At 74.7% G+C, this 22,829-nt stretch carries 19 protein-coding genes; 12 read left to right on the top strand and 7 right to left on the bottom strand.

Annotated elements, in window-relative coordinates; translation table 11 throughout:
• Nucleotides 1-123: 123 nt before the first annotated feature.
• The 5 genes from ACFVU7_RS35955 (at nt 124) to ACFVU7_RS35935 (ending at nt 9,015) form a co-directional block, all read left to right on the top strand.
• Nucleotides 124-4,086: a Pls/PosA family non-ribosomal peptide synthetase gene (locus ACFVU7_RS35955; RefSeq protein WP_388049582.1), complete on the top strand. Its 3,963-nt coding sequence runs from the start codon at nt 124-126 to the stop codon at nt 4,084-4,086.
• 47 nt (nt 4,087-4,133) lie between these two features.
• Nucleotides 4,134-5,459 (top strand): M1 family metallopeptidase, encoded by a 1,326-nt coding sequence (locus ACFVU7_RS35950; protein ID WP_049658093.1) that lies wholly within the window; start codon nt 4,134-4,136, stop codon nt 5,457-5,459.
• 140 nt (nt 5,460-5,599) lie between these two features.
• On the top strand, nt 5,600-6,979 hold the full coding sequence (locus ACFVU7_RS35945; RefSeq protein WP_388049579.1) for a serine hydrolase domain-containing protein: 1,380 nt from the start codon (nt 5,600-5,602) through the stop codon (nt 6,977-6,979).
• Between the two features lie 381 nt (nt 6,980-7,360).
• Nucleotides 7,361-8,197 (top strand): GNAT family N-acetyltransferase, encoded by an 837-nt coding sequence (locus ACFVU7_RS35940; protein WP_387824381.1) that lies wholly within the window; start codon nt 7,361-7,363, stop codon nt 8,195-8,197.
• Nucleotides 8,194-9,015 (top strand): lysophospholipid acyltransferase family protein, encoded by an 822-nt coding sequence (locus ACFVU7_RS35935; RefSeq protein WP_388049576.1) that lies wholly within the window; start codon nt 8,194-8,196, stop codon nt 9,013-9,015. The genes ACFVU7_RS35940 and ACFVU7_RS35935 overlap by 4 nt, the downstream gene beginning before the upstream one ends.
• 76 nt (nt 9,016-9,091) lie before the next feature.
• Here ACFVU7_RS35935 and ACFVU7_RS35930 read toward each other — a convergent pair whose 3' ends face one another.
• On the bottom strand, nt 9,092-10,657 hold the full coding sequence (locus tag ACFVU7_RS35930) for an MFS transporter (protein ID WP_388049573.1): 1,566 nt from the start codon (nt 10,655-10,657) through the stop codon (nt 9,092-9,094).
• 124 nt (nt 10,658-10,781) lie between these two features.
• On the opposite strand from ACFVU7_RS35930, the gene ACFVU7_RS35925 reads away from it, so the two are divergent.
• The 3 genes from ACFVU7_RS35925 (at nt 10,782) to ACFVU7_RS35915 (ending at nt 13,644) form a co-directional block, all read left to right on the top strand.
• Nucleotides 10,782-11,480: a TetR/AcrR family transcriptional regulator gene (locus tag ACFVU7_RS35925; protein WP_388049571.1), complete on the top strand. Its 699-nt coding sequence runs from the start codon at nt 10,782-10,784 to the stop codon at nt 11,478-11,480.
• A gap of 130 nt (nt 11,481-11,610) precedes the next feature.
• Nucleotides 11,611-12,573 carry a prolyl aminopeptidase gene (gene pip / locus ACFVU7_RS35920; RefSeq protein ID WP_388049568.1) on the top strand — a complete coding sequence of 321 codons (963 nt, stop codon included), beginning with the start codon at nt 11,611-11,613 and terminating at the stop codon, nt 12,571-12,573.
• Between the two features lie 72 nt (nt 12,574-12,645).
• On the top strand, nt 12,646-13,644 hold the full coding sequence (locus tag ACFVU7_RS35915) for a YdcF family protein (RefSeq protein ID WP_387971158.1): 999 nt from the start codon (nt 12,646-12,648) through the stop codon (nt 13,642-13,644).
• 128 nt (nt 13,645-13,772) lie between these two features.
• Here the strand turns inward: ACFVU7_RS35915 and ACFVU7_RS35910 are convergent, their stop codons facing one another.
• Nucleotides 13,773-14,336, bottom strand: coding sequence for a PaaI family thioesterase (locus ACFVU7_RS35910; protein ID WP_388049565.1), 564 nt, complete (start codon nt 14,334-14,336; stop codon nt 13,773-13,775).
• Between the two features lie 200 nt (nt 14,337-14,536).
• On the opposite strand from ACFVU7_RS35910, the gene ACFVU7_RS35905 reads away from it, so the two are divergent.
• Nucleotides 14,537-16,024 carry a PHB depolymerase family esterase gene (locus ACFVU7_RS35905; protein ID WP_388049562.1) on the top strand — a complete coding sequence of 496 codons (1,488 nt, stop codon included), beginning with the start codon at nt 14,537-14,539 and terminating at the stop codon, nt 16,022-16,024.
• A 113-nt stretch (nt 16,025-16,137) separates the two neighbouring features.
• Here the strand turns inward: ACFVU7_RS35905 and mca are convergent, their stop codons facing one another.
• Nucleotides 16,138-17,061 (bottom strand): mycothiol conjugate amidase Mca, encoded by a 924-nt coding sequence (gene mca / locus ACFVU7_RS35900; protein ID WP_388049559.1) that lies wholly within the window; start codon nt 17,059-17,061, stop codon nt 16,138-16,140.
• Between the two features lie 28 nt (nt 17,062-17,089).
• Nucleotides 17,090-18,535 (bottom strand): MDR family MFS transporter, encoded by a 1,446-nt coding sequence (locus ACFVU7_RS35895; RefSeq protein ID WP_388049557.1) that lies wholly within the window; start codon nt 18,533-18,535, stop codon nt 17,090-17,092.
• Between the two features lie 195 nt (nt 18,536-18,730).
• Between ACFVU7_RS35895 and ACFVU7_RS35890 the strand changes: the two genes are divergently transcribed.
• Nucleotides 18,731-19,378: a TetR/AcrR family transcriptional regulator gene (locus ACFVU7_RS35890; protein WP_388049554.1), complete on the top strand. Its 648-nt coding sequence runs from the start codon at nt 18,731-18,733 to the stop codon at nt 19,376-19,378.
• A 118-nt stretch (nt 19,379-19,496) separates the two neighbouring features.
• The gene (locus ACFVU7_RS35885) at nt 19,497-20,177 is read left to right on the top strand and encodes a DUF6445 family protein (RefSeq protein WP_074003610.1); all 681 of its coding nucleotides are present in this window, start codon (nt 19,497-19,499) and stop codon (nt 20,175-20,177) included.
• A 30-nt stretch (nt 20,178-20,207) separates the two neighbouring features.
• On the opposite strand, the gene ACFVU7_RS35880 is transcribed toward ACFVU7_RS35885, so the two are convergent.
• The gene (locus ACFVU7_RS35880; protein WP_387971145.1) at nt 20,208-20,384 is read right to left on the bottom strand and encodes a hypothetical protein; all 177 of its coding nucleotides are present in this window, start codon (nt 20,382-20,384) and stop codon (nt 20,208-20,210) included.
• 147 nt (nt 20,385-20,531) lie between these two features.
• Between ACFVU7_RS35880 and murQ the strand changes: the two genes are divergently transcribed.
• On the top strand, nt 20,532-21,437 hold the full coding sequence (gene murQ / locus ACFVU7_RS35875; protein WP_074003611.1) for an N-acetylmuramic acid 6-phosphate etherase: 906 nt from the start codon (nt 20,532-20,534) through the stop codon (nt 21,435-21,437).
• A 58-nt stretch (nt 21,438-21,495) separates the two neighbouring features.
• Here the strand turns inward: murQ and ACFVU7_RS35870 are convergent, their stop codons facing one another.
• Nucleotides 21,496-22,008 carry an isochorismatase family protein gene (locus ACFVU7_RS35870; RefSeq protein WP_388049551.1) on the bottom strand — a complete coding sequence of 171 codons (513 nt, stop codon included), beginning with the start codon at nt 22,006-22,008 and terminating at the stop codon, nt 21,496-21,498.
• 5 nt (nt 22,009-22,013) lie between these two features.
• A complete protein-coding gene (locus ACFVU7_RS35865; protein ID WP_388049548.1) occupies nt 22,014-22,769 on the bottom strand; it encodes a TetR/AcrR family transcriptional regulator C-terminal domain-containing protein in 756 nt (251 codons plus the stop codon).
• Nucleotides 22,770-22,829: the final 60 nt, after the last annotated feature.

The raw sequence follows: 22,829 nt of genomic DNA, 5'->3' as shown, positions 1-22,829 counted from the left end.
TACCATCGGTCGGGTTGTCCGCTCCGGCCCCGGAGTGGGGTCACCCGATCAGGCGGTGCCCCCACCGCCCCAGGGGCCGGGCATCGGTCGGAACGGGGCGAGGACGAGGAGCGCACGGCTGCCATGACAGCTGAACCGAGCCACCCGGAGCAGTACCCCACGCCACCGCAGGATCCGACGCCCCGCGCCGACCCCGTCCAGGGGTCCACGCCCCACGCCGAACCCGTCCAGGGGCCGGTGCCGCAGGCCGAACCGGCCCTCGCCCTGTTCCCCGGCCGCCCGGCCGCCGCCCCGCGCACCCTGGTCGACGTGCTGGACGCCACCGTGTCCGCCCACCCCGACGAGCCCGCCCTGGACGACGGGCGCACCGTGCTCAGCTACCGCGCGCTGGCCGCCGAGGTCGAGCAGCTGCGCCGCCGGCTGGCCGCCGCCGGGATCGGCCCGGGCGACCGGGTCGGCGTGCGCGTGCCCTCCGGCACCAACGACCTGTACGTCTCGATCCTCGCGGTGCTCGCCGCCGGGGCCGCCTACGTCCCGGTGGACGCCGAGGACCCGGACGAGCGCGCCGAGCTGGTCTTCGGCGAGGCCGCCGTCGCCGCCGTGCTCGGCGCCGAACGCGGCCTGGCGACCACCGGCGAACGCGCTCCCGCCCTGGAGCGCCGCCCCACCCCCGCCGACGACGCCTGGATCATCTTCACCTCCGGGTCGACCGGCAAGCCGAAGGGCGTCGCCGTCACCCACCACAACGCCGCCGCCTTCGTGGACGCCGAGGCCGCGCTCTTCCTCCAGGAGGAGCCGATCGGCCCCGGCGACCGGGTGATGGCCGGCCTCTCGGTGGCCTTCGACGCCTCCTGCGAGGAGATGTGGCTGGCCTGGCGGCACGGCGCCTGCCTGGTGCCGGTCCCCCGCTCCCAGGTGCGCAGCGGCGCCGACCTCGGCCCCTGGCTGGCCGAGCAGGAGATCACCGTGGTCTCCACCGTCCCGACCCTGGCCGCGCTGTGGCCGGCCGAGGCCCTCAACGAGGTGCGGCTGCTGATCTTCGGCGGCGAGGCCTGCCCGCCCGAGCTGGTGCAGCGCCTGGTCACCGAGGGCCGCGAGCTGTGGAACACCTACGGCCCCACCGAGGCCACCGTGGTCGCCTGCGCCGCCCTGCTGACCGGCGAGGGCCTGGTGCGGATCGGCCTTCCGCTGGACGGCTGGGACCTCGCCGTGGTGGACGAGGCCGGCCTGCCGGTCGCCCCCGGCGGCACCGGTCAGCTGGTGATCGGCGGGGTGGGCCTGGCCCGCTACCTCGACCCGGAGAAGGACGCCGAGAAGTACGCGCCGCTGCCCTCGCTGGGCTGGGAGCGCGCCTACCGCAGCGGCGACCTGGTCCAGGCGGACCCGGCCGGCCTGCTGTTCCTCGGCCGCACCGACGAGCAGATCAAGCTGGGCGGCCGCCGGATCGAGCTCGGCGAGGTCGACGCGGCCCTGCAGGCCCTGCCCGGCGTGGCGGGCGCGGCGGCCGCCGTCCGGACCGCGCGCGGCGGCAACCAGCTGCTGGTCGGCTATCTGGTGGTCCAGGACGGCTTCGACCGCGAGCAGGCCGTCGAGCGGCTGCGCGCCGAGCTGCCCGCCGCCCTCGTGCCGCTGCTGGCGACCGTCGAGGCCCTGCCCACCCGGACCTCCGGCAAGGTCGACCGGGCCGCCCTGCCCTGGCCGCTGCCCGAGCTGGAGAACGCGGGCCCCGGCGAGGAGCTGTACGGCACCGAGGCCTGGCTGGCCGAGCAGTGGTCGGAGATCCTCGGCGTGCGGGTCGGCGGCCCGCGCGACGACTTCTTCGCGATCGGCGGCGGCAGCCTGGCCGCCGCCCGGCTGACCACCCTGCTGCGCACCCGCTACCCGAGCGCGGCCGTGCTGGACATCTACCAGCACCCGACGCTGCGCAAGCTCGCCCGGCACCTGGAGCGCTCCGCCGGCGAGAGCGCCGAGGCCCGTACCGTCGCCCTGGTGCCGACCAGGGCCAAGCTGCTCCAGCTGCTCCTGCTGATCCCGCTGTTCACCGTCGTCGGCCTGCGCTGGACGGTCGCCCTGCTGGCCGCCGGGAACCTGCTGACCCACCTCGGCGACTACCCGTGGGCGCCGACCGCCTCCTGGTGGTGGGTCGGCGCGGGCGCGCTCGCGCTGTACACCCCGGCGGGCCGGCTGGCCATCGCGGCGGGCGGCGCCCGGCTGCTGCTGCGCGGGGTGCGCCCGGGCAGCCACCCGCGCGGCGGCTCCGTCCACCTGCGGCTGTGGACCGCCGAGCGGCTGGCCGAGCTGAGCGGCGCGGACTCGCTGTCCGGCGCCTGGCTGACGCGCTACGCCCGGGCGCTGGGCGCCAAGGTCGGGCCCGAGGTGGACCTGCACTCGCTGCCGCCGGTCACCGGGATGCTGAAGCTGGGCCGCGGCTGCGCGGTCGAGGCCGAGGTGGACCTGTGCGGCTACTGGCTGGACGGCGACCGGCTGCTGATCGGCCAGGTCAAGATCGGCTCCGGTGCCGTGGTCGGCACCCGGTCGACGCTGCTGCCCGGCGCCCGGGTCGGCAAGCGCGCCCAGGTGGCGGCCGGCTCCAGCGTCACCGGGCAGGTGCCGACCGGCCAGCGCTGGGGCGGCGCGCCCGCCGTCAAGCTGGGCCGCACCGAACGCGCCTGGCCCAAGGAGCGCCCCGCCCGCCGGGCCCGCTGGGCCTCGCTGTACGGCGCCAGCGGTGCCGTGCTCGGCCTGCTGCCGGCGCTGCCGGCGCTCGCCGCGCTGGCCGTGCTGTCCCGGTTCGTCGACCAGGGCGCGGCGCTCGGCCCGGCGCTCGGCGGCGCGCTGCTCGGCCTGCTGCCCGCCACGCTGGCGTTCGGCGCGGTGTACGCGGCGCAGCTGGTGGTGCTGGTCCGGCTGCTGAGCACCGGCCTGGTGCCCGGGACGCACCCGCTGCACGGCCGGGTGGGCTGGCAGGCGTGGACCGTCACCCAGCTGATGGACCGGGCCCGCGAGGTGCTGTTCCCGCTCTACGCCGGGCTGGTCACGCCGCTGTGGCTGCGCACCCTCGGGATGCGGGTCGGCCGGGGCGCGGAGGTGTCCACGGTGCTGGCGCTGCCCAGCCTGACCACGGTCGGCGACGGCGCGTTCCTGGCCGACGACACCCTGATCGCCCCGTACGAACTGGGCGGCGGCTGGGTGCGGCTGGGCGAGGCGAAGGTCGGCGAGCGGGCGTTCCTCGGGAACTCGGGGATGACCGCGCCGGGCCGTTCGGTGCCCAAGCGCGGCCTGGTGGGCGTGCTGTCGGCGACGCCGGCGAAGGCGAAGAAGGGCGGCTCGTACCTGGGCATGCCGCCGATGCGGCTGCCGCGTTCGGCGGACCTGGCCGACCAGAGCCTGACCTACGAGCCGCCGGCCCGGCTGCTGTGGGCGCGCGGGCTGGTCGAGGTGGCCCGGCTGGTGCCGGTGCTGGCCTCGGCGGCGCTGGGCCTGCTGACCGCGGCGGCGCTGTCCTGGCTGGCGGCCGGCTCGCCGCTGACCGCCGCGCTGCTGTCGGGCCTGGTGCTGCTGGCGGCCGGCGCGCTGGCCTGCCTGGTCTCGGCCGCCGCCAAGTGGCTGCTGGTCGGGCGGTTCCGGGCGGTGGAGCACCCGCTGTGGAGCGGCTTCGTGTGGCGCAACGAGCTGGCGGACACCTTCGTGGAGATGCTGGCGGTGCCGTGGCTGGTCGGCGCGGTGCCGGGCACCCCGGTGCTGAACCTGTGGCTGCGCTCGATCGGCGCGCACGTCGGGCACGGGGTCTGGTGCGAGAGCTACTGGCTGCCGGAGGCGGACCTGGTCACCCTCGGCGACGGGGTCACCATCAACCGGGGCTGCGTGGTGCAGACGCACCTCTTCCACGACCGGATCATGCGGATGGATACTGTGGTCCTCCGCGAGGGCGCCACCTTGGGCCCGGGCGGCATCGTGCTGCCCGGCAGCACGGTGGGCGCGCGCAGCACGCTGGGCCCGGCCTCGCTGGTGATGCGCGCCGAGTCCGTCCCCGCCGACACGCGGTGGCTGGGCAACCCGATCGAGGCGTGGCAGAGCACGCCGTGACCACCTCCCCGTCCCCCCGTCCCGGCCCGCAGGAAGCGCACGTCCCCGTGAAGCCCAAGCACGTCCCGGCGGCCGCCGGCGCCCCGGACCCGTACTTCCCGAACAGCGGCGACCACCGCTACCGGGTGCACCGCTACGAGCTGGCGCTGGACTACCGGCCCGGGCCCAACCGGCTGGCCGGCTCGGCCCGGCTGAGCGCGGTCGCGGACGCGGCGCTGGCCGAGTTCGCGCTCGACCTGGCCGAGTTCCGGATCGGCCGGGTGCTGGTCGACGGCAAGGCCGCCCGCTACACCCACCGCGGCGGCAAGCTGCGGATCCGCCCCGCCAGGGCGCTCGCGCCGGGCGCGGCGTTCACCGTCGAGGTGCACTACGCGGGCAACCCGCGCCCGGTGCGCAGCCCGTGGGGCGGCCTGGGCTGGGAGGAGCTGACCGAGGGCGCGCTGGTGGCGAGCCAGCCGGTCGGCGCGCCGTCCTGGTTCCCGTGCAACGACCGCCCCGCCGACAAGGCGACCTACCAGCTGGCGGTCACCACGCCGTCCCCGTTCACGGTGGTGGCGAGCGGCCGGCTGCTGACCCGCACCACCCGGGCGTCCAGCACCACCTGGGTGTACGAGCAGAGCGCGCCGACCCCGACGTACCTGGTGACGGTGTCGATCGGGCACTACCGGCCGGTGCCGTTGGCGGTGCGCCCGGCGGTGCCGCAGACCGGCTACGTGCCGGAGCGGCTGGCCGCCGCCTTCGCCCGGGACTTCGCCCGGCAGCCGGAGATGGCGGCCTACTTCGGCGAGGTCTTCGGCCCGTACCCGTTCGGCGAGTACGCGGTGGTCGTCGCGGACGAGGAGCTGGACGTCCCGGTGGAGGCGCAGGGCGTCGCCACCTTCGGCACCAACCACCTCGGCGGCGGCTGGGAACGCGAGCGGCTGATCGCCCACGAGCTGGCCCACCAGTGGTTCGGCAACAGCGTCACCATCGCCGACTGGCGGCACATCTGGCTCAACGAGGGCTTCGCCAAGTACGCGGAGTGGCTCTGGTCCGAGCACGCCGGCGGCCCGGGCGCGGCCGTGCACGCCGCCGCCGCGCACCGGCTGCTGGCCGGGCTGCCACAGGACCTGACGCTCGGCGACCCGGGCCGCAGGCTGATGTTCGACGACCGGCTGTACCAGCGCGGCGGGCTGGTGGTGCACGCGCTGCGGCGGGCGCTCGGCGACGACGCGTTCTTCGCGATGCTGCGGGACTGGACGGGCGCCAACCGGCACGGCGTGGTCGCCACCGCCGACCTGCGCGCGCACGCCGCCAGGTACACCGCCGCGCCGCTCGGCCCGCTCTTCGAGGCCTGGCTGGAGCGGCCGGAACTGCCGCCGCTGCCGGGCTGATCCGGTTCACCGGGCCCGGCCCGATCCGAAGCCCGGGCCCGGTCGCGGGGTTATGGGGCCCGTGCGCGGGATTATTGGGTCGGCGTCGCGGCCGGGCTGGACTACTGTCCGTGCACATGTCGATGAGTCCAGAAGCCCACATGACCGACCTCCCCTCCGAGCTGCTGCCCGCCACCCGCCGAGCCCTGCTGCACCGGCTCGCCGTCGCCCAGGCCGAGGGGCGCACGCCCTCGATGGTCGCCGGCGTGCTGCGCGACGGGCGGCCGGTGTGGAGCGGCGCCCGCAGCATGGTCGACGGGCACGCGCCGACCCCGGACGTCCAGTACCGGATCGGCTCGCTCACCAAGACCTTCGTCGCCGTGCTCGTGATGCGGCTGCGCGACGAGGGCCTGCTCGACCTCGCCGACCCGCTCTCCCGCCACCTGCCCGGCACCCCCGCCGACGACGCGACCGTCGCCCAACTGCTCGCGCACTCCTCCGGCCTGACCGCCGAGACCCCCGGCCCGTGGTGGGAGCGGACCGAGGGCTCGCTGCGGCCCGGCCTCGACGACGTCCTGGAGGCCGACCGGCCGCTGAAGCACCCCGCCGGGCGGGTGCACCACTACTCCAACCCCGGCTACGCGCTGCTCGGCGCCCTGGTCGCGAAGCTGCGCGGCGAGCCCTGGGGCGAGGTGCTGCGCCGCGAGGTGCTGGCCCCGCTCGGCATGGACCGCACCACGCTGCTGCCCGAGCACCCGCACGCCGGGGGCTTCGCCGTCCACCCCTGGGCCGACGTCATGCTGCCCGAGCCGCTCACCGACACCGGGCTGATGGCGCCGGCCGGCCAACTCTGGTCCACCATCGCCGACCTGGCCCGCTGGGCGGCCTTCCTGACGGCCGGCGACGACAAGGTGCTGTCCGCCGCCACCGTCGCCGAGATGCGCCGCCCGGCCGTCGCCCCGGACGACGCCGAGTGGACCAGCGGCTACGGCCTCGGCCTGCAACTGCGCCGCGACGAGGGCCGGCTGCTGTACGGGCACACCGGCTCGATGCCCGGCTTCACCGCGGGCCTGTGGATCAGCGAGACCGACGGCCTGGCCGCGTACGCCCTCTCCAACGCCACCAGCGGCGCCAGCGCCCCGTCGCTGGCCGCCGAGTTGATCGCGCTCACCGCCGACCTGGAGCCCCGGCTGCCCGAACCGTGGCGCCCGCTCGCCGAGGTGGACGCGGAGCTGCTGGAGCTCACCGGTCCCTGGTACTGGGGCGCCGCGCCGGCCGCCCTGCGGCTGAGGCCCGGGCGGGTGCTGGAGCTCGCCCCGCTCACCGGCCGCGGCCGGGGCTCGCGCTTCCGGCCCGAGGCGGACGGCACCTGGACCGGTGTGGAGAACTACTACGCGGGCGAGACCCTGCGGGTGGTCCGCCACCCCGACGGCACGGTCAGCCACCTCGACGTCGGCTCCTTCGTCTACACCCGCGAGCCGTACGGCCCGGCCGGCGCCGTCCCGGGCGGGGTCGACCCGGAGGGCTGGCGGGCGTTCTGAGCGTCACGCCGCTCTCCTCACGACGGCGACGTGACGAGAGCGGCGTGACGGCGCGATCGTGACGACAGCGGCGTGACAGCAGCCGCGTGACGACCGCGGGGTCGCGACAACGGGGGCGTGCGGTGCGGCCGTACGCCCCCGTGGTGCGTGTTGTCCACCCCCCGCGAACGAGCGCCCGGTGCCGGGCAGATGACCGCCGGGCCACGGGTGGTGCCATTCAACAGGTGCACATCTGCGGTCCTCCGGGCCGCAACATGAATGCCAACCGATTCGGAGAGAAACACGGGGACCGGTTCGCGTCCATGCCCAAACGCCTGCGGACCGGGACGGTGCCGTGGTGATCCACGGCACCGCCGATCGTGCTGCCCTGGAGGGTCCGCCATGACCACCGTCCCCACGTACGCTCCGTCCGCAGTCACCACCACCCACGACGCCCCGGCGGTCCCCGCGCCCCGCCCCCACCGGCCCGCCGCCCCGGCCTCGTACACCGTCTCCCTCGCCCGCGACGAGGACGACGTGCGCGCCGCCCAGCGGCTGCGCCACCAGGTCTTCGGCACCGAGCTGGGCGCCGAACTGCACAGCCCGGTCGCGGGCCTGGACGTCGACCCGTTCGACGAGTTCTGCGACCACCTGCTGGTCCGCGAGGGCGAGCGGGGAACCGTCGTCGGCACCTACCGGCTGCTGCGCCCCGAGGCCGCGCGCCGGGCCGGACGGCTGTACTCCGACGGCGAGTTCGACCTCTCCGCGCTCGCGCCGGTCCGCCCCGGCCTGGTCGAGCTCGGGCGCTCCTGCATCCACCCGGACCACCGGGGCAACGGCGCCGTCATCAACCTGATGTGGGGCGGCATCGCGCGCTACCTGGCCGACACCGGCAACACCTGGGTCGGCGGCTGCTGCTCGATCGAGCTGGCGGACGGCGGCGCCACCGCGGCCCGGGTCTGGGACACCGTCAGCGCCAAGCACCTGGCGCCCGAGGAGTACCGGGTCACCCCGCACCGTCCCTGGGACGCCACCGGGGTGGCGCGCGCCGAGCGGGGCGCGCTGCCGGCCCTGCTCCGCGGCTACCTGCGGCTCGGCGCCTGGGTCTGCGGCGCGCCCGCGTACGACCCGGACTTCGACTGCGCCGACCTGTACGTGCTGCTGTCGCTGGAGCGCACCGACCCGCGCTACCTGCGGCACTTCCTGTCCGGCGGACCCGCCTCGGGCGCCTCGTCGTGAGCGTCTGGCTGCCCACCGCGACCTGCCGGCCCGAGACCTGCCTGGCCGACGTCCCGCCGAGGGTCTCCCACCCCCGGCGGGCGCTGCGGCTGACGGCCTGTCTGGCGGCAGTGCTGGCCGGGGTCGTGCTCCTCCCGCCGGTCCGGCTGCTCCCGGACCGCGCCCGGAACCGGCTGGCCCGGTTCTGGGCCCGGGTCGTGCTGCGCACCCTCGGGGTGACGGTCCACCTCGCCGGGCCCGACGGCTGGGGGCCCGGCGCGGACGGCGGGGTGCTGGTGGTGGCCAACCACGTGTCCTGGCTGGACATACCGCTGCTCGCCGCCGGGCGGCCGGGCCGGTCGCTGGCCAAGACCGAGGTCCGCCGATGGCCGGTGCTCGGACCGCTGATCGCCTTGGGCGGCACCGTCTTCCTGGACCGCGACCGGCTGCGGACGCTGCCGGACACCGTCGCGACGGTGGCCGAGGTGCTGCGCTCCGGCCACCCGGTGATCGTCTTCCCGGAGGGGTCGACCTGGTGCGGGCGGGAGAGCGGCCGGTTCCGGCCCGCGCTGTTCCAGGCGGCGGTGGAGGCGGGTGCCGACGTCCAGCCGGTGACGATCCGCTACCGGCTGGCGGACGGACGGCCGACCAGCGTGCCCGCCTTCATCGGGGACGACGGGCTGCTCACCTCGCTCGCCCGGGTGGTCGCGGCCCGCGGGCTGGTCGCCGACGTGACCTTCCTGCCGCCGATACCGCCGCCCGGGCCCCGGCCCGGCCGGGCGGGCGCCCGGCGCGAACTGGCCCGCACGGCGCAGGCGGCGGTGGAAGGGATCCGCTGACCTCGCGCGACCTCCTGTGACCTTCCCGGCCTTCCGCGACCTCCCGCGACCTCCTGACAGCACCTCACCGGTCGGCTCAGGCGACGCCCGCCCCGGCCAGGTCCTCCGGCCGCGGCTCCCCGGAGGCCGCCGGGGCGAGCGGGCGGGCCCGGCCGACCAGGACGGCGACCAGGACCGCGGTGACGGCGAGCGCGGCCGAGCCGCAGCGCAGCGCGAGGTGGATGCCGTCGACGAAGGCCCCGTCCACCGCCTGGCGCACCGGCTCGGGCAGTGCGCCGGCCGCGCCGCCACCACCGTGGGCCGCACTGGTCGGCGCGTCCGCGATCGGGCCGACGGCCTCCGGCGGGACGCCGAGCCGGTGCAGGGCCGAGGTCAACCCGTCGGTCATCCGGTTGGTCAGGACGGCGCCGAGCACCGCGATCCCGAGCACGCCGCCGAGTTCGCGCAGGGTGTTGACGGTCGCCGAGGCCATCCCGGTCTGCGCCGGGGCGACCCGCTGGAGCACCGCGACCGAGACCGGGGTGAAGGTCAGCCCCATGCCGAAGCCCATCGTGAACAGCGTCCACAGGTACTCCGGGTAGCGGGCGTGGTCGCCGTACAGCGACAGCCCGCCGAGACCGAGCGCGCACAGCGCGAGGCCCAGCACCATCGGCGGCCGGGGGCCGTACCGGGCGGCGAACCGGCCGGACAGCGGCCCGGCGACCACCAGCATCGCGGTCATCGCCAGCCCGGCGTACCCCGCGCCGGACGGGGACCAGCCGAGCACGCCCTGCATCATCAGCGGCAGGAAGAACAGCGCCCCGAACATCCCGAAGCTCACCATGAACCCGCTGAGCAGCGCACCGCTCAACGCGCCGTCCCGGAACAGCCTCAGCTCCAGCATCGGCTCGGCCAGGCGCAGTTCGAGCAGCAGGAAGGCGGCCAGCAGGACGGCGGCGGCAGCGCCGCAGCCGGTCACCCGGGGGTCGGTCCAGCCTCGTGCGGGGCCCTCGATCAAGGCGTAGACGAGCAGGCCGAGGCCCGCCGCCGAGAGCGCGAACCCGCCGAAGTCGATCCGCCGGGCGCGCGGCGGGATCTCCGGGAGGACCTTGGCGGCGAGCAGGACGCCGGCCACGCCGATCGGCACGTTGATCCAGAACACGCTGGCCCAACCGAAGTGTTCGACCAGCGGGCCGCCGATCACCGGGCCGATCGAGAGGCCGATCGCGGACACCCCGGACCACACGCCGATCGCCTTGGCCCGCTCGCGCTCGTCGGTGAACACGTGCCCCAGCAGGGTCAGGCTGCCGGGGGTGAGCAGCGCGGCCCCGACCCCCTGGACCATCCGGCCCGCGACCAGCACGCCGATCGTTCCGGCGAGCGCGGCCACGGCGGAGCCGAGCGTGAACAGGCCGAGCCCCAGTACGAACATCCGGGTACGGCCGTGGCGGTCGCCCAGCGCGCCGCCGGTCAGGACGAGTGCGGCGTAGACCAGGCTGTAGCCCTCCGCGACCCACTGGAGACCGCTGATCCCGGCGTCCAGCTCCTGCCCGATGCGGGGCAGGACGACATTGACGACGACGTTGTCCAGCATGGCCATGAACATGGCGATACAGAGCGTGAGCAGCGCGAGCCGTTTGCGGCGGGCGCTCGACTTCTCCATGGGTTCCCTTCCGATCATGAGCCCCTAACAGTGTTAGGGGTCGGCGTGACAGCCACAGAGTGCACCTAACGGTGTTAGATTGCAAGCGGGAATCGACCGCACCACCGGAGGCGTCCGCACAGCCATGCCGCAGAACCACACCGACACACCCGGAACCGACGACGCGACACCCGCCCTGACCAGGGAGGCCCTCGCCCACGCCGCACTGCGCGTCCTGGAACGGGACGGCCTGGCCGGGCTGTCCATGCGCAAGGTCGCCGCCGAGGTCGGCGTCAAGGCGGCCTCGCTGTACTGGCACGTCCGCAACAAGCAGGAACTCCTCGACCTGCTCACCGACGCGGTGATGGGCTCCGCCGAGCCCCCGCCGCGCGAGGGCGACTGGCGCGAACAGTTCCACGCGTACTGCTGGCGCTACCGCCGCCTGCTGCTCGACAACCGGGACGCGGCCAAGGTCGTCGCCGGCCGGCTCGCCCCCGGACCCAACCTGCTCGGGCTCATGGAGGACCAGCTGGACCGGCTCCGCGCGGCCGGCTTCACCGACGCCGACGCCGCCATGGCCAGCTACCTGCTCGGCGCCTTCGTCCAGGGCTTCGTGCTCCAGGAGCAGTCGCCGATCTCGGCCTCCGAGGTCCTCGGCACCAGCCGCCGGGACATCGCCGACGCCGCCGGCGACCTGTTCCGCGCCCTGCCCGCCGAGACCTTCCCCAACCTGGTCGACCTCGCCGACGACCTCACCGAGCCGAACATGGACGCCCGCTTCGAGTTCGGCGTCCAGCGGATCCTCGACGGCCTCGCGGCCCTGCTGCCGCCGGAGCGGCGCTGAGCCCGGGGCCCGGGGCCGCCCTTCCCGGTCCTCGGCCTCCTTCCACGCCGCCTCCCTCGGGCCGGACCTCGGCCTCCGGCAACGGGTAGGCTCACCGGGCCCCGCCCGTACGACCACGGAGGAGTCACCGATGCCCGAGCCGTACCCCCTCTACGAACCCTACGCACAAGGCCTGTTGGACGTCGGCGACGGTCAGCTGATCCACTGGAACGCCTCCGGCGACCCGGCCGGCAGGCCGGCCGCGGTGGTGCACGGCGGGCCCGGCTCCGGCCACAGCCCGGGCGCCCGACGGTACTTCGACCCGGAGCGCTACCACCTCGTCCAGTTCGACCAGCGCGGCTGCGGGCTCAGCCGGCCGCACGCCGCCGACCCGTCGACCAGCCTGGAGCACAACACCACGGCGCACCTGATCGCCGACATGGAGCGGCTGCGCGAGCACCTCGGCATCGACAAGTGGCTGCTGTACGGCGGCTCGTGGGGCTCCACGCTGATCCTCGCGTACGCGCAGGCGCACCCGGAACGGGTCTCCGCGATCGTGATCTGCGGGGTCACCATGACCCGCCCCGAGGAGACCGACTGGCTCTACCGGGGCGTGGGCCGCTTCCTGCCCGGGCCCTGGGAGGAGTTCCGGGACTTCCTTCCGCCCGCCGACCGGGACGGGGACACCGCCGAACTGCTCGCCGCCTACAGCCGGCTGCTCAACAGCGCCGACGAGTCCGTCCGCCGGGCCGCCGCCAACGCCTGGGCCACCTGGGAGGACGCGGTCATCTCCCACGAGTCGCTGGGCAAGCCGAACGCGTACACCGACCGCCCCTCCGAGGCGCTGATGGGCTTCACCCGGATCACCGCCCACTACTTCTCGCACCAGGCCTTCCTGCCGGACGGCCAACTGCTGCGCGACGCCGGACGGCTGGCCGGAATCCCCGGCGAGCTGATCCACGGCCGACTGGACCTCGGCGGACCGCTCGCCACCGCCTGGCAGCTGGCCAAGGCCTGGCCGGACGCACGGCTCACGGTCATCGACGAGTCCGGGCACACGGGGAGTCCGCGGATGCGGGAGGCAGTCCTGGCCGCGATCGAACGCTTCGCCTGAGCGCTCCCCGACCTCGGGGTCGGGCCGTTCCGGCCAACGGCCCGACCCTACGGCGACCGTAGAATACGGCGCATGATCGCCTATGCCCCAGCCGCCCTGTTCTTCGTCCTGTTCGGACTCGGGGTACTACGCGACCGTCGCCAGTTCAGCAACGCCATCCTGCTCGGCATCGCCGTCTCACTGCTCTCCCTCGCCGTGCTCGCCGAACTGCGCAGAGCCCCCACCCTGGTGGTGGAGATCGCGATGGTGGCGATCTTCCTCCTGCCGACCGTCGGAACGGTGGCCCTGATCTGGTTCCTCATCGCCAACGGCCTGACCATGATCCGCAAGGAGGGCAGACGGCCGGCCAACCTGCTCTCCCTGCTCGCCGGTCTGGGCATCGTCGCCGTCATCCTGATGCTGTTCGTGGCCCTCGCCCTCCGCTCGGCCCGACTGGGCATCGTGGTCGGCACCCTGCTCCTGGTGATCGGCTACGTCTCCTTCCTCTTCACCTGCTTCATCGGCTACGCCTTCCTCTACGGCCGCCACCGGCCCCGCCAGGACGTGGACTTCGTGGTCGTGCTCGGCTCCGGACTGATCGGCGGCGAGCGCGTCCCACCGCTGCTCGCCAGCCGGCTGAACCGGGGCCGCGAGGTGTACGAGGAGCAGGCCGCCCGCGGCAACCCGCCGGTGCTCATCACCTCCGGCGGCCAGGGGCCGGACGAGAAGCTGCCGGAGTCCCACGCGATGGCCGACTACCTGGTCGAACACGGCTTCCCCGCCGAGCACATCGAACGGGAGGACCGCTCGCGCACCACCGAGGAGAACCTGCGGTTCAGCAAGGCCATCATGGAACAGGCCAAGCCCGACTACCGCTGTGTCGTGGTCACCAACAACTTCCACGCCTTCCGGGCCGCCCTGCTCGCCCGCGAGACCGGCGTCAACGGCCACGTCTTCGGCTCCCCCACCGCCCGCTACTACTGGCCGAGCGCGACCATCCGCGAGTTCGCCGCGATCTTCCTGTCCCACAAGCTGGTCAACTTCGGCATCTGCGGCCTCATCGCCCTCTGCGGCCTGCTCGGGGCACTCTGAGCGGCTCCTACCGCTCAGACCCCTCCGGCTGCTCCGAGTGCCAGGTTCGGGCCCCGGTCGCCACAGCGGCCGGGGCCGGCCCGTTCCGGGGCGGGTACGGCGGCCGCCCGGCCGGGCCACCCGCTCGGTCAGGACTCTGGGCGGTCAGGCCTCCGGGCGGGGGCCAGGATCGCGCAGGTGGTGGTGGCGTGCGCGTAGAGCTTGCCGTTCTCCGCGCCCACCACCCTGGCCTCCGCCGTCGCCATCGTCCGGCCCAGGTGCAGCACCACGCCCTCGCAGCGCAGCGTCCCGGAGTCGGCGAACAGCGGGCGCAGCATGTGGACGTTGAGCTGGGTGGTGGTGTAGCCCACCCCGGCCGGCAGCCTGCTCAGCACGGCGCAGCCGAGGGCCGAGTCGAGCAGGGCCGCCAGGTAGCCGCCGTGCACGGTGTTCATCGGGTTGTGGAGGTGGTCTCCGGGTTCGCCCCGGAACACCGCCGTCCCCGGCTTCACCTCGGTCAGGTGAAAGCCCATGGTGCCGCAGATCGAGGGCTCCGGGATCCGCCCGGCGATCCACTCCAGCAGGATCTCCTCTCCGCTCAGGTGGGTGAACTCGGCGATCGGCGGGCCGGGCGTCCAGGTGTGGGTCCGGGTCCGCCGCTCCGGGCCGTTCGTGGGCTGGGGGCCTTCGGCGGCGATCTCATCGGTGGTCATGGGATCAACCTGCCTGGTCCGGCCGCCTGCCTCAAGTGCCTTACGGCGCGCGGTGGGTACGGGGCCGCGGCCGCCGGACCATGGCGGCCCGTGCCATGCCCGGGCGGCGGACCCCGGATGACCGCCACATGGCACCGGGGCTCCTGGCGCGCCACGCTGCACGGGACCGGCCCCCACTCCTCCCCCACCCAGGAGTCCCCATGCCACTGCGCCCCACCGCCGCGGCGTTGTTCACCGCCGCCGTCCTCGCGCTCGGTACCGCCGCACCCGGCGCGGCCGCGGCCTCCGACACGGTTTCCACCCTGCCGTCCGCAGCCGCAGCCGCAACCGCGACTGCGAGCGGCAGCTTCCAGCAGGTCACCGGGTTCGGCACCAACCCGGGCAACCTCGCAATGTACACCTACACCCCCGCCGGGCTGCCCAGCGGCGCTCCTCTGGTGGTCGCGCTGCACGGCTGCGTCCAGAGCGCCACCGACTACTACCGCAGCTCGGGCTGGACCAAGTTCGCCGACCAGTACGGCTTCGCGGTGGTGTTCCCGCAGACCAGCAGCGTCAACAACAGCCTCTCCTGCTTCAGTTGGTTCGACGCGGGCAAGGCCGCCCGGGGCGTCGGCGAGGCCAGGTCGGTGGTCGAGATGGTCACCAAGGCCGAGTCCCTGTACGGCTCGGACGCCCGCCGGGTGTTCGTCACCGGGCTCTCGGCCGGCGGCGGGATGGCCGCCGACCTGCTGGCCGACTACCCCGACGTGTTCGCCGGCGGGGCGATCGACTCCGGGCTGCCCGCCCACTGCGCCGCCACCCAGGCCGCCGCCTCCGGCTGCCAGAACTCCGACCAGGGGCTCACCCCGGCCCAGTGGGGCGACAAGGTCCGGGCCGCGTACCCGGGTTACACCGGACCGTGGCCCAGGGTGGCGATCTGGCAGGGCACGGCCGACACCGTGGTCAGGCCGGTGAACGCGACCGAGCTGCGGGACCAGTGGACGAACGTCCAGGGCGTCGGCCGCCAGCCGACCGGCACCCGGAGCCTCCCCGGCGGCACCACCCAGGAGCTCTACGCCGACGCGAGCGGAAAGCCCGCCGTGGCCGTGTTCACGATCAGCGGGATGGGCCACGGCCTGGCCGTCCACCCGGGCTCCGGGGCCGACCAGTGCGGAGCGACCGGCGCCTACTTCCTCGACACGATCTGCTCCGGCTACTACACCGCGCAGTTCTGGGGGCTGGACGGCGGTTCCGGCCCCACCGACCCCGGGCTGCCGGCCCCGACCGGCCTGACGGCGAGCGCGACCGCCGGTTCGATCGCCCTCGGCTGGCAGGCCGTCAGCGGCGCGGCCTCCTACCAGGTCTTCCGCAACGGCGGTCAGGTCGGCACCACGACCGGCACGACCTTCACCGACACCGGACTCGCGGCCGGCACCACGTACGGCTACACCGTGGCGGCGGTCGACGGCTCGGGCACGGTCGGCGCCCGCTCGGCGGCGGTGACGGCGACCACCCCGGGCGGGGGCACGCCAAAGTGCTTCACCGCCAGCAACTACGACCAGGTCCTGGCCGGCCGTGCCACCCAGAGCGGCGGCCTGACCTTCGCGCTGGGCTCGGGCCAGAGCATGGGGCTCTGGAACACCTTCGTCACCCACACCCTGAAGCAGACCGGCCCGGGCTTCTACGTGCTCGCCGACGGCCAGTGCTGAACGGACGGCAGCCCGCCCGCCACCGAGCAGCACCACGACCACCCGCCCCACAACGGCCCACAGCGCGACGGCCCGCAGCACGACGGCCCGCGCCGCCACGCCGACCGTGAGGCTCATCCCGCCCCCACCTCCACCTCCGCCCGGAGCCCGGCGAACAGGTCGGTCTCGATCCCGCCCGCCGCGGCCGCCGCACCGGCCTCCGGCAGCAGACTCCAGGCGAGGTGGTAGTCCTCCGTCGGCCAGACCTCGCGCTCGATGTCCCGCGGGTGGGCCATGAAGGCCACACCCGGCTGCACCTGGGTGGCGTGCGCCAGCATCGCCGCGTCCCGTACGGCGAACTGCTCGGCGCACGCGATCCGGGTGGTGGCGGCCAGGGCGGGCGGGGTGTCGGGCCAGCCGGCCAGCAGCTCGCCCATCTCCGAGGGGACTCCGCGTTCCGTCATCGCCGTGTGCAGGGCCTGGAACCAGGCCCGGGAGAGCGCCAGGTGGTAGTAGAGCTTGGACACCTGCCAGGGCTCGCCCTGCCCGGGGTGGCGCTGCGGGTCAGCGGCGGCTTCTACGGCCGCCACGGTGACCCGGTGGGTCATCACGTGGTCCGGGTGCGGGTACCCGCCGGTCTCGTCGTAGGTGACGACCACCTGGGGGCGGAACTCCCGGATCAGCGCGACCAGCGGCGCCGCCGCCAGCTCCACCGGCCGGGCCGCGAAGCAGTCCTCCGGGAGCGGTTCGCCCGGCCCGGGCATCCCGGAGTCGACGAAGCCGAGGAACCTCTGGCGCACACCGAGGATCTCCCGGGCGGCCGCCATCTCCTCGCGGCGGACACGGGCGATGTCGGCCCGGACCTCGGGCCGATCCATGGCCGGGTTGAGCACCGAGCCGCGCTCGCCGCCGGTGCAGGTGGCGACCAGGACGTCCACGCCCTCGGCCGCGTACCGGGCGAGGGTGGCCGCGCCCTTGCTGGACTCGTCGTCGGGGTGCGCGTGCACGCTGAGCAGGCGGAGAGCGCCGGGGTGACGGGTGGACACGGGTACCTCCATGCTTGGGTGGTCGGGAGCCGCTCGGCGGTCAGCGGGACGGGCGGGTGTTCGGGTAGAGCAGTGCCGGGGCGATGGCGAGTGCCGACAGGGCCAGGACCCACCAGAAGGTCTCGCCGAAGGCCGCACCCGGCTGGTCGGGGTGCCCGCCCTGCGCCTGCTGGAGCGCCAGCGTCAGCACCGCCGTGCCGAGCGCCCCGCCGAGCCGGTTGAGCACGTTGACCGCGCCCGCCGCCGCCGGCACCTGGGCCTTCTCGACGCTCCCGTACACCGCCGCCAGGCCGGGGATCGCGATCAGCCCCATGCCCGCGCCGCGCAGCGCCAGCGAGCCGGCGATCAGCCAGGCCGCCGGTTCGGAGCCGCTGCCCAGCCGGGTGAACGCGAGCGTGCCGACCAGGGAGCAGGCGATGCCGATCATGATCAGCGGACGCGGCGCGAAGCGGTCGGTGATCCGGGCGGCCAGCATGGCGGTGACCGCCGTACCGAGGGCCTGCGGCGCCAGCAGCAGACCGGCCTCCACCGCCCCGGCGTGCTTCACCTGCTGGTAGTACAGCGGCACCAGGAACATCGAGCTGTAGAGCGCGGCGCCCTGGAGGAAGCTGTTCGCCGTCGCCACGGAGAACCCGCGCCGGGCGAACAGCCGCAGGTCGATCAGCGGCGCCCGGCCGGCCTTGCGGCCCACCCGCAGCGCGTGCCAGCCGTAGACCGCCACCAGCACCGTGCCCACCACCAGCGCGACCCAGCCGGCCGTCGCGCCGTCACCGATCGTCGAGAGCCCGTAGACCAGCCCGGTCAGACCGGGCGAGAGCAGCACCAGCCCCGTCACGTCCAGCCGGGGCTTCGGTATGTCCGACGCCTCGTCAGTCGGCAGCCAGCGGGCGGCGAGCAGCAGGATCACCAGCCCGACCGGCACGTTCAGCAGGAACATCCAACGCCAGTCGAAGTGCTCCAGCACCAGCCCGCCGAGGATCGGCCCCAGGACCGGGGCCATGCTGATCGGGAGCATCAGCGTGCCCATCACCCGCCCGACCCTGGACGGCCCGGCCGCTTGTATGATGATCGCCTGGCCGAGCGGTTGAATCATCCCGCCGCCGATCCCCTGCAGCACCCGGAAGGCGATCAGACTGCCCGTCGACCAGGCCAGGCCGCACAGCGCCGATCCGAGCACGAACAGGACGACCGAGGCGAGCCACGCCCGCCGCCCGCCGAAGCGGCCGGCGGCCCAACCCGAGAGCGGCATGGTCAGCGAGATCGCCAGCAGGTACCCCGTGGCCACCCACTGCATCTCCGCGATCGAGCCGTGCAGATCGCGGCCGACGGAGTCGATGCCGACGTTGACGATCGTGCTGTCCAACAGCGCGAGCACCGGCCCCAGCGCGAGCACCGAGGCCATCTTCCACAGGCCCGCCGGAATCGGCTCCGGCGCCCCCTCCCGGACTCCTCCCGGCTGGTCCTTCGCGGCGACGGATGTCGTCATGCGCCCCTCCCCTAGTCGCAGTCGGGCCAGCGCCCCCCGAACCCGCGTGCGGCACCCCGACACTCGCTCGGCACACTCTCGGACGCTCACCCGGGCAGCCGCTCCGGCCGCCCGAGAAGAACTTAGGCCGGACCCACTGATTGGGTCAAGCCTAATTCCTGTACCCGACCCAGCAATCTGCGCTACGCTCCCGGCATGACCGAGAACGCGACCACGCCGAGCCTGCGCGAGCTCAACAAGCGCCGCACCCGAGAGGCGATCTCGCACGCCGCGACCAGGCTCTTCATCGAGCAGGGCTTCGACCGCACGACCATCGCCGAGGTCGCGGCCGCCGCGGGCGTCGCCAAGATGACCGTCACCAACCACTTCCCGCGCAAGGAGGACCTCTTCTTCGACCTGCACGAGGAGCTCGTCGTCCGGCTCGCCGCGACCGTCGCGGGGCGCGCGCCGGGCGAGTCCGCGCTCGCCGCGCTGCGCCGCGACTGCCTCGCCGGGCTCGACCGGCAGGACGCCCGGCTCGGCTTCTCCGGCCCGGAGTTCGCCCGCACCGTCTTCGACAGCCCCGCCCTGGGCGCCCGGCTGCGCGAGCTGCACGAGCAGGGCGAGACGGCGCTCGCCGAGGCGCTGGCCGAGGCGGTGCACGAGAGACCCGTCGGCTTCGAGTGCCGCGTCGCCGCCGCGCTGCTCGCCGCCGTCGACCGCGCGGTGTTCGCCGAGGTGTTCCGCCGCACCCTGGCGGGCGAGGAGCAGACGGCGATCGCCACCGCCGTCCGCCCCTCGGCGGTCCGGGCCTACGACCGTCTGGAGGGCGCCCTCGGGAGCTTCGCCGTACGGGAGGCCTAGGCCGCGGGCCCGGCCTCCGACCAGGGGCTCAACCACGTGTCCGGGCCGGAGCACCCTTGACGAAAGGTTGACCTGCTCACGGCAGAAGGTTGGCGATGGCCGCCTCTATCGTCGGCCCATGCCCTCACAGCCCATCAGGCCCACCACCCTGCCGGTCCTGCCCTACCGCAAGCCCACCCGGGGCCGGGACTACTGGGTCCTGGACAACGTGCTGCCCGACCCGGACGCCGTCCGGGAGCGCTGTCTGGCCCGCGGGGACTGGACCGAGGGCTACCCGCACCGCCCCGAGACCTGGCCAGGGCTGCGCACCATGCCGGGCCTGGAACCCGGGGAACTCGCCCGGGTCGAGTCGCTGGTCCGCAAGGCCACCGGCGCCTCCCGGCTCTGGGTGCAGAGCACCCCGGGCGGCGGCACGCTCAACCACAACTGCGTCCAGGTCGTCGGTGCCGGGGAGTCCGAGTCCCGCCCCCACACCGACTCCCGCGCGCTCTGCCGCTACGCCGCCGTCCTCTACCTCAGCCCCGGCGCCCCGAAGGACGCCGGCACCAGCTTCTACCGCCAGCAGTTCCCCGGCGGCCGCCTCGGCGGCAACCTGGTCAACGCCCCGCACAACAACCTGGTCGAGGCACTCGGCACCCGCCACGTTCCCGGCGACCACTTCACCGAGGACGTCCGCGTCCCCAACCGCTACAACCAGCTGCTCCTCTACCACGCCAACCTGATCCACAGCGCCACCGGCTACTACGGCACCGACCTGGCCGAGCGGCGGATGACGGCGGTCTTCTTCTGGATGGCCTGACCCCCACCCGCTCTCCGGACGACCCGCCCCTCAGCCGGCGCCCACGTGCGCCAGACTCGCCCTGGTCAGCGCCGCCGCCAACCGGGCCTGGTCCGCCGGCCCGACCAGCGCCCCCAGTGCGGCCGGTTCACCCGGCAGCCCGAGCGTCCGGGCCTCCGCCGGCACCCGCTCGTCGAAGTACGGCCGCAGCGAGGGCCAGACCGCCATCGCCTCGCGCCGGCCCCCTCATGCCCGCCATCCACGCTTGCCCGGATTCGGGCACCCCGCACCCGGGGAGGCTGGCCGCATGAACGAGCGAATCATCGGACGATGTGCCTGGGCGAATAGCACTGCCGCGCGAAGCGAGGCGGGCGCATGAGTCGTGACACCGTTCCCGCGACCGAGACCATCCGCCCCGAGTGGGCCGCGATCGACGAGTTGCCCACGGTCGAGCTGCTCCGGCTGATGAACGCCGAGGACCGTACGGTGCCCGAGGCCGTCGCCGGGGAGTTGGAGCGGATCGCCGCCGTGGTCGACGCCGTGGCCGCCCGGATGGCGCGTGGTGGCCGGCTGGTCTACGCGGGCGCCGGGACGGCCGGGCGGCTCGGCGTGCTGGACGCCGTCGAGTGCCCGCCGACCTTCGGCACCGATCCGGCGCTGGTCGTCGGCCTGATCGCGGGCGGGCGCCCGGCCGTCACGGCGGCGGCCGAGGGCGCCGAGGACCGCACCGACCTCGCCGAGGCCGATGTGGCCGCACTCGCCCTCACCTCCGCCGACACCCTGGTGGGCGTCTCCGCCTCCGGCCGTACGCCCTACCCGCTGGCCGCCGTCCGCGCCGCGCGCGCGGCGGGGGCGCTGACCGTCGGGCTGGCGTGCAACCGCGGCTCGGCGCTCGCGGCCGCGGCCGAGTTGGGCATCGAGGTGGAGGTCGGCCCCGAAGTGCTGGCCGGATCGACCCGGCTCAAGGCGGGCACGGCGCAGAAGCTGGTGCTCAACCTGCTGTCCACGGCCGTGATGGTCCGGCTCGGCCGGACGTACGGAAATCTGATGGTCGACCTCCGCGCCACCAACGACAAGCTGCGCGACCGTGCCCGACGGATCGTCGCCGAGGCGACCGGCGCCGACGGGACCGCGGTCGACCGCGCCCTGAGCGCGACCGGCGGCCGGGTCAAGGACGCCATCCTCTCCCTGCTCGCGGACGTGGACGCCCCCACCGCAGCGCGCCTGCTCACGGCCTCGGAGGGACGGCTGCGCGAAGCCCTCCGCCTCGCCCGGCCGTAACAGCCCTGCACCGCGCCCGGCCAAAACCCCGCCCGGCCGTAGCCCCGCCCCCGCCGACTCATCCCAACCGCACGTCCGCCGCCACGACGACCTCGCCGAAGCGCGGGAAGTCCAGGTCCACCGACGCCCGGTGCTCCTCCGCCGTGAGCGCGGCCATCGCGTCCTCGACGAACACCAGCCGGTACCCGTGGTCGCCGGCGGCCCGGGCGCTGGATTCCACGCCGAGGTTGGTGGCGATCCCGGTGAACACCAGGGTCTCCACGCCCCGCGCCCGCAGCAGCCCGTCCAGGCCGGTGCCTTGGAAGGCGCCGATGGTGCGCTTCACCACGACCTCGTCGGCCACCGCCGCGACCTCCGCGACCAGCCCGCTCCCGGGCGGCTGCTCGGCGACGTTCGGCCGCTCGACCCGCACCGCGACCACGGGCGCGCCCGCCGCCCGGAACTCCCGGGCCAGCTCCAGCGAGGCCTCCACCACCTCCGAACCGGTGCGCGGCGCGAGCGGGTTGGCGACGATCCGGTCCATCAGGTCGATCAGGACCAGGGCCGTACTGCGGGGATCAAGGGTGGTCATGGACGTCACGCTAGTCCAGTCACGCCGGCCCGTCCGACGACCGGCCCGTCCGACGACCGCCCCTCCTGCGCCCGGCCCTCCGAGGCCCGGGCCTCGGACGCCGGAGCGCCCTCCCCTGACGCCGGAACACCCTCCGCCGCCTCCCGCGCGATCTCCGCCCGGAACCCCTCGATCAGCACCCGCAGCCCGTACTCGAAGTCCGCGTCGTGGTCGGTCATCCGCAGCACGTCCACCGCCTCGCGCAGCAGCGGCAGTTCGCGCAGCGCCTCGTCCGGGAACGGCGGCCGGTCGCGGTCCGCGGTGTCCTGCCGCCAGGCCTGCTCCTCGGTGACCCAGCCCATGATGTACCGGTCGACGGTCAGCAGCAGCCGCAGCGCCGTGCGCGGGCGCAGCCCGGCCCCGCACAGGGCGGTCAGCTGGGCCTCGACCGCCGGGAGTTCGTCCTCGCTGGGCAGGGTGCCGGCGTGCACCCGGGCGCCGTCGCGGTAGGCGAGCAGGGCGCCGCGCTTGGCGCGGGCGTCGGCGGCGATCCACTCGGGCCAGTGCGCCGGGTCCGGCTCGCGGTCGGGCGGGAGGGCCTCGGCGAGCATCGCCTCGGCCATCAGATCGAGCAGTTCCCGCTTGTTCTTGAAGTGCCAGTACAACGCCGGTGACTGGACGCCGAGTTCACGGGCGAGCCGGCGGGTGGTCAGCCCGTCGATGCCCTCCTCGTCGAGCAGGCGCAGCGCCGTGCGCACAACCTCGTCGCGTTGCAGCGCCATCCGATCGCCCTCCTGGGTTATCCGCTTGCCAGACCCACCTTATCGCCGATAAGTTCCCGA

It is taken from the genome of Kitasatospora sp. NPDC058046, assembly GCF_042885595.1.
GTDB lineage: Bacteria > Actinomycetota > Actinomycetes > Streptomycetales > Streptomycetaceae > Kitasatospora.
This window is presented reverse-complemented; position numbering and strand designations above follow the sequence as displayed.

Excerpts from the sequence above, each read along its gene's own strand:
- ACFVU7_RS35955 (WP_388049582.1), top strand. The coding sequence starts at position 124 with ATGACAGCTGAACCGAGCCACCCGGAGCAGTACCCCACGCCACCGCAG.
- ACFVU7_RS35945 (WP_388049579.1), top strand. The coding sequence starts at position 5,600 with ATGACCGACCTCCCCTCCGAGCTGCTGCCCGCCACCCGCCGAGCCCTG.
- ACFVU7_RS35940 (WP_387824381.1), top strand. The coding sequence starts at position 7,361 with ATGACCACCGTCCCCACGTACGCTCCGTCCGCAGTCACCACCACCCAC.
- ACFVU7_RS35930 (WP_388049573.1), bottom strand. The coding sequence starts at position 10,657 with ATGGAGAAGTCGAGCGCCCGCCGCAAACGGCTCGCGCTGCTCACGCTC.
- ACFVU7_RS35925 (WP_388049571.1), top strand. The coding sequence starts at position 10,782 with ATGCCGCAGAACCACACCGACACACCCGGAACCGACGACGCGACACCC.
- pip (WP_388049568.1), top strand. The coding sequence starts at position 11,611 with ATGCCCGAGCCGTACCCCCTCTACGAACCCTACGCACAAGGCCTGTTG.
- ACFVU7_RS35915 (WP_387971158.1), top strand. The coding sequence starts at position 12,646 with ATGATCGCCTATGCCCCAGCCGCCCTGTTCTTCGTCCTGTTCGGACTC.
- ACFVU7_RS35910 (WP_388049565.1), bottom strand. The coding sequence starts at position 14,336 with ATGACCACCGATGAGATCGCCGCCGAAGGCCCCCAGCCCACGAACGGC.
- ACFVU7_RS35905 (WP_388049562.1), top strand. The coding sequence starts at position 14,537 with ATGCCACTGCGCCCCACCGCCGCGGCGTTGTTCACCGCCGCCGTCCTC.
- mca (WP_388049559.1), bottom strand. The coding sequence starts at position 17,061 with ATGGAGGTACCCGTGTCCACCCGTCACCCCGGCGCTCTCCGCCTGCTC.
- ACFVU7_RS35895 (WP_388049557.1), bottom strand. The coding sequence starts at position 18,535 with ATGACGACATCCGTCGCCGCGAAGGACCAGCCGGGAGGAGTCCGGGAG.
- ACFVU7_RS35890 (WP_388049554.1), top strand. The coding sequence starts at position 18,731 with ATGACCGAGAACGCGACCACGCCGAGCCTGCGCGAGCTCAACAAGCGC.
- ACFVU7_RS35885 (WP_074003610.1), top strand. The coding sequence starts at position 19,497 with ATGCCCTCACAGCCCATCAGGCCCACCACCCTGCCGGTCCTGCCCTAC.
- ACFVU7_RS35880 (WP_387971145.1), bottom strand. The coding sequence starts at position 20,384 with ATGGCGGTCTGGCCCTCGCTGCGGCCGTACTTCGACGAGCGGGTGCCG.
- murQ (WP_074003611.1), top strand. The coding sequence starts at position 20,532 with ATGAGTCGTGACACCGTTCCCGCGACCGAGACCATCCGCCCCGAGTGG.
- ACFVU7_RS35870 (WP_388049551.1), bottom strand. The coding sequence starts at position 22,008 with ATGACCACCCTTGATCCCCGCAGTACGGCCCTGGTCCTGATCGACCTG.
- ACFVU7_RS35865 (WP_388049548.1), bottom strand. The coding sequence starts at position 22,769 with ATGGCGCTGCAACGCGACGAGGTTGTGCGCACGGCGCTGCGCCTGCTC.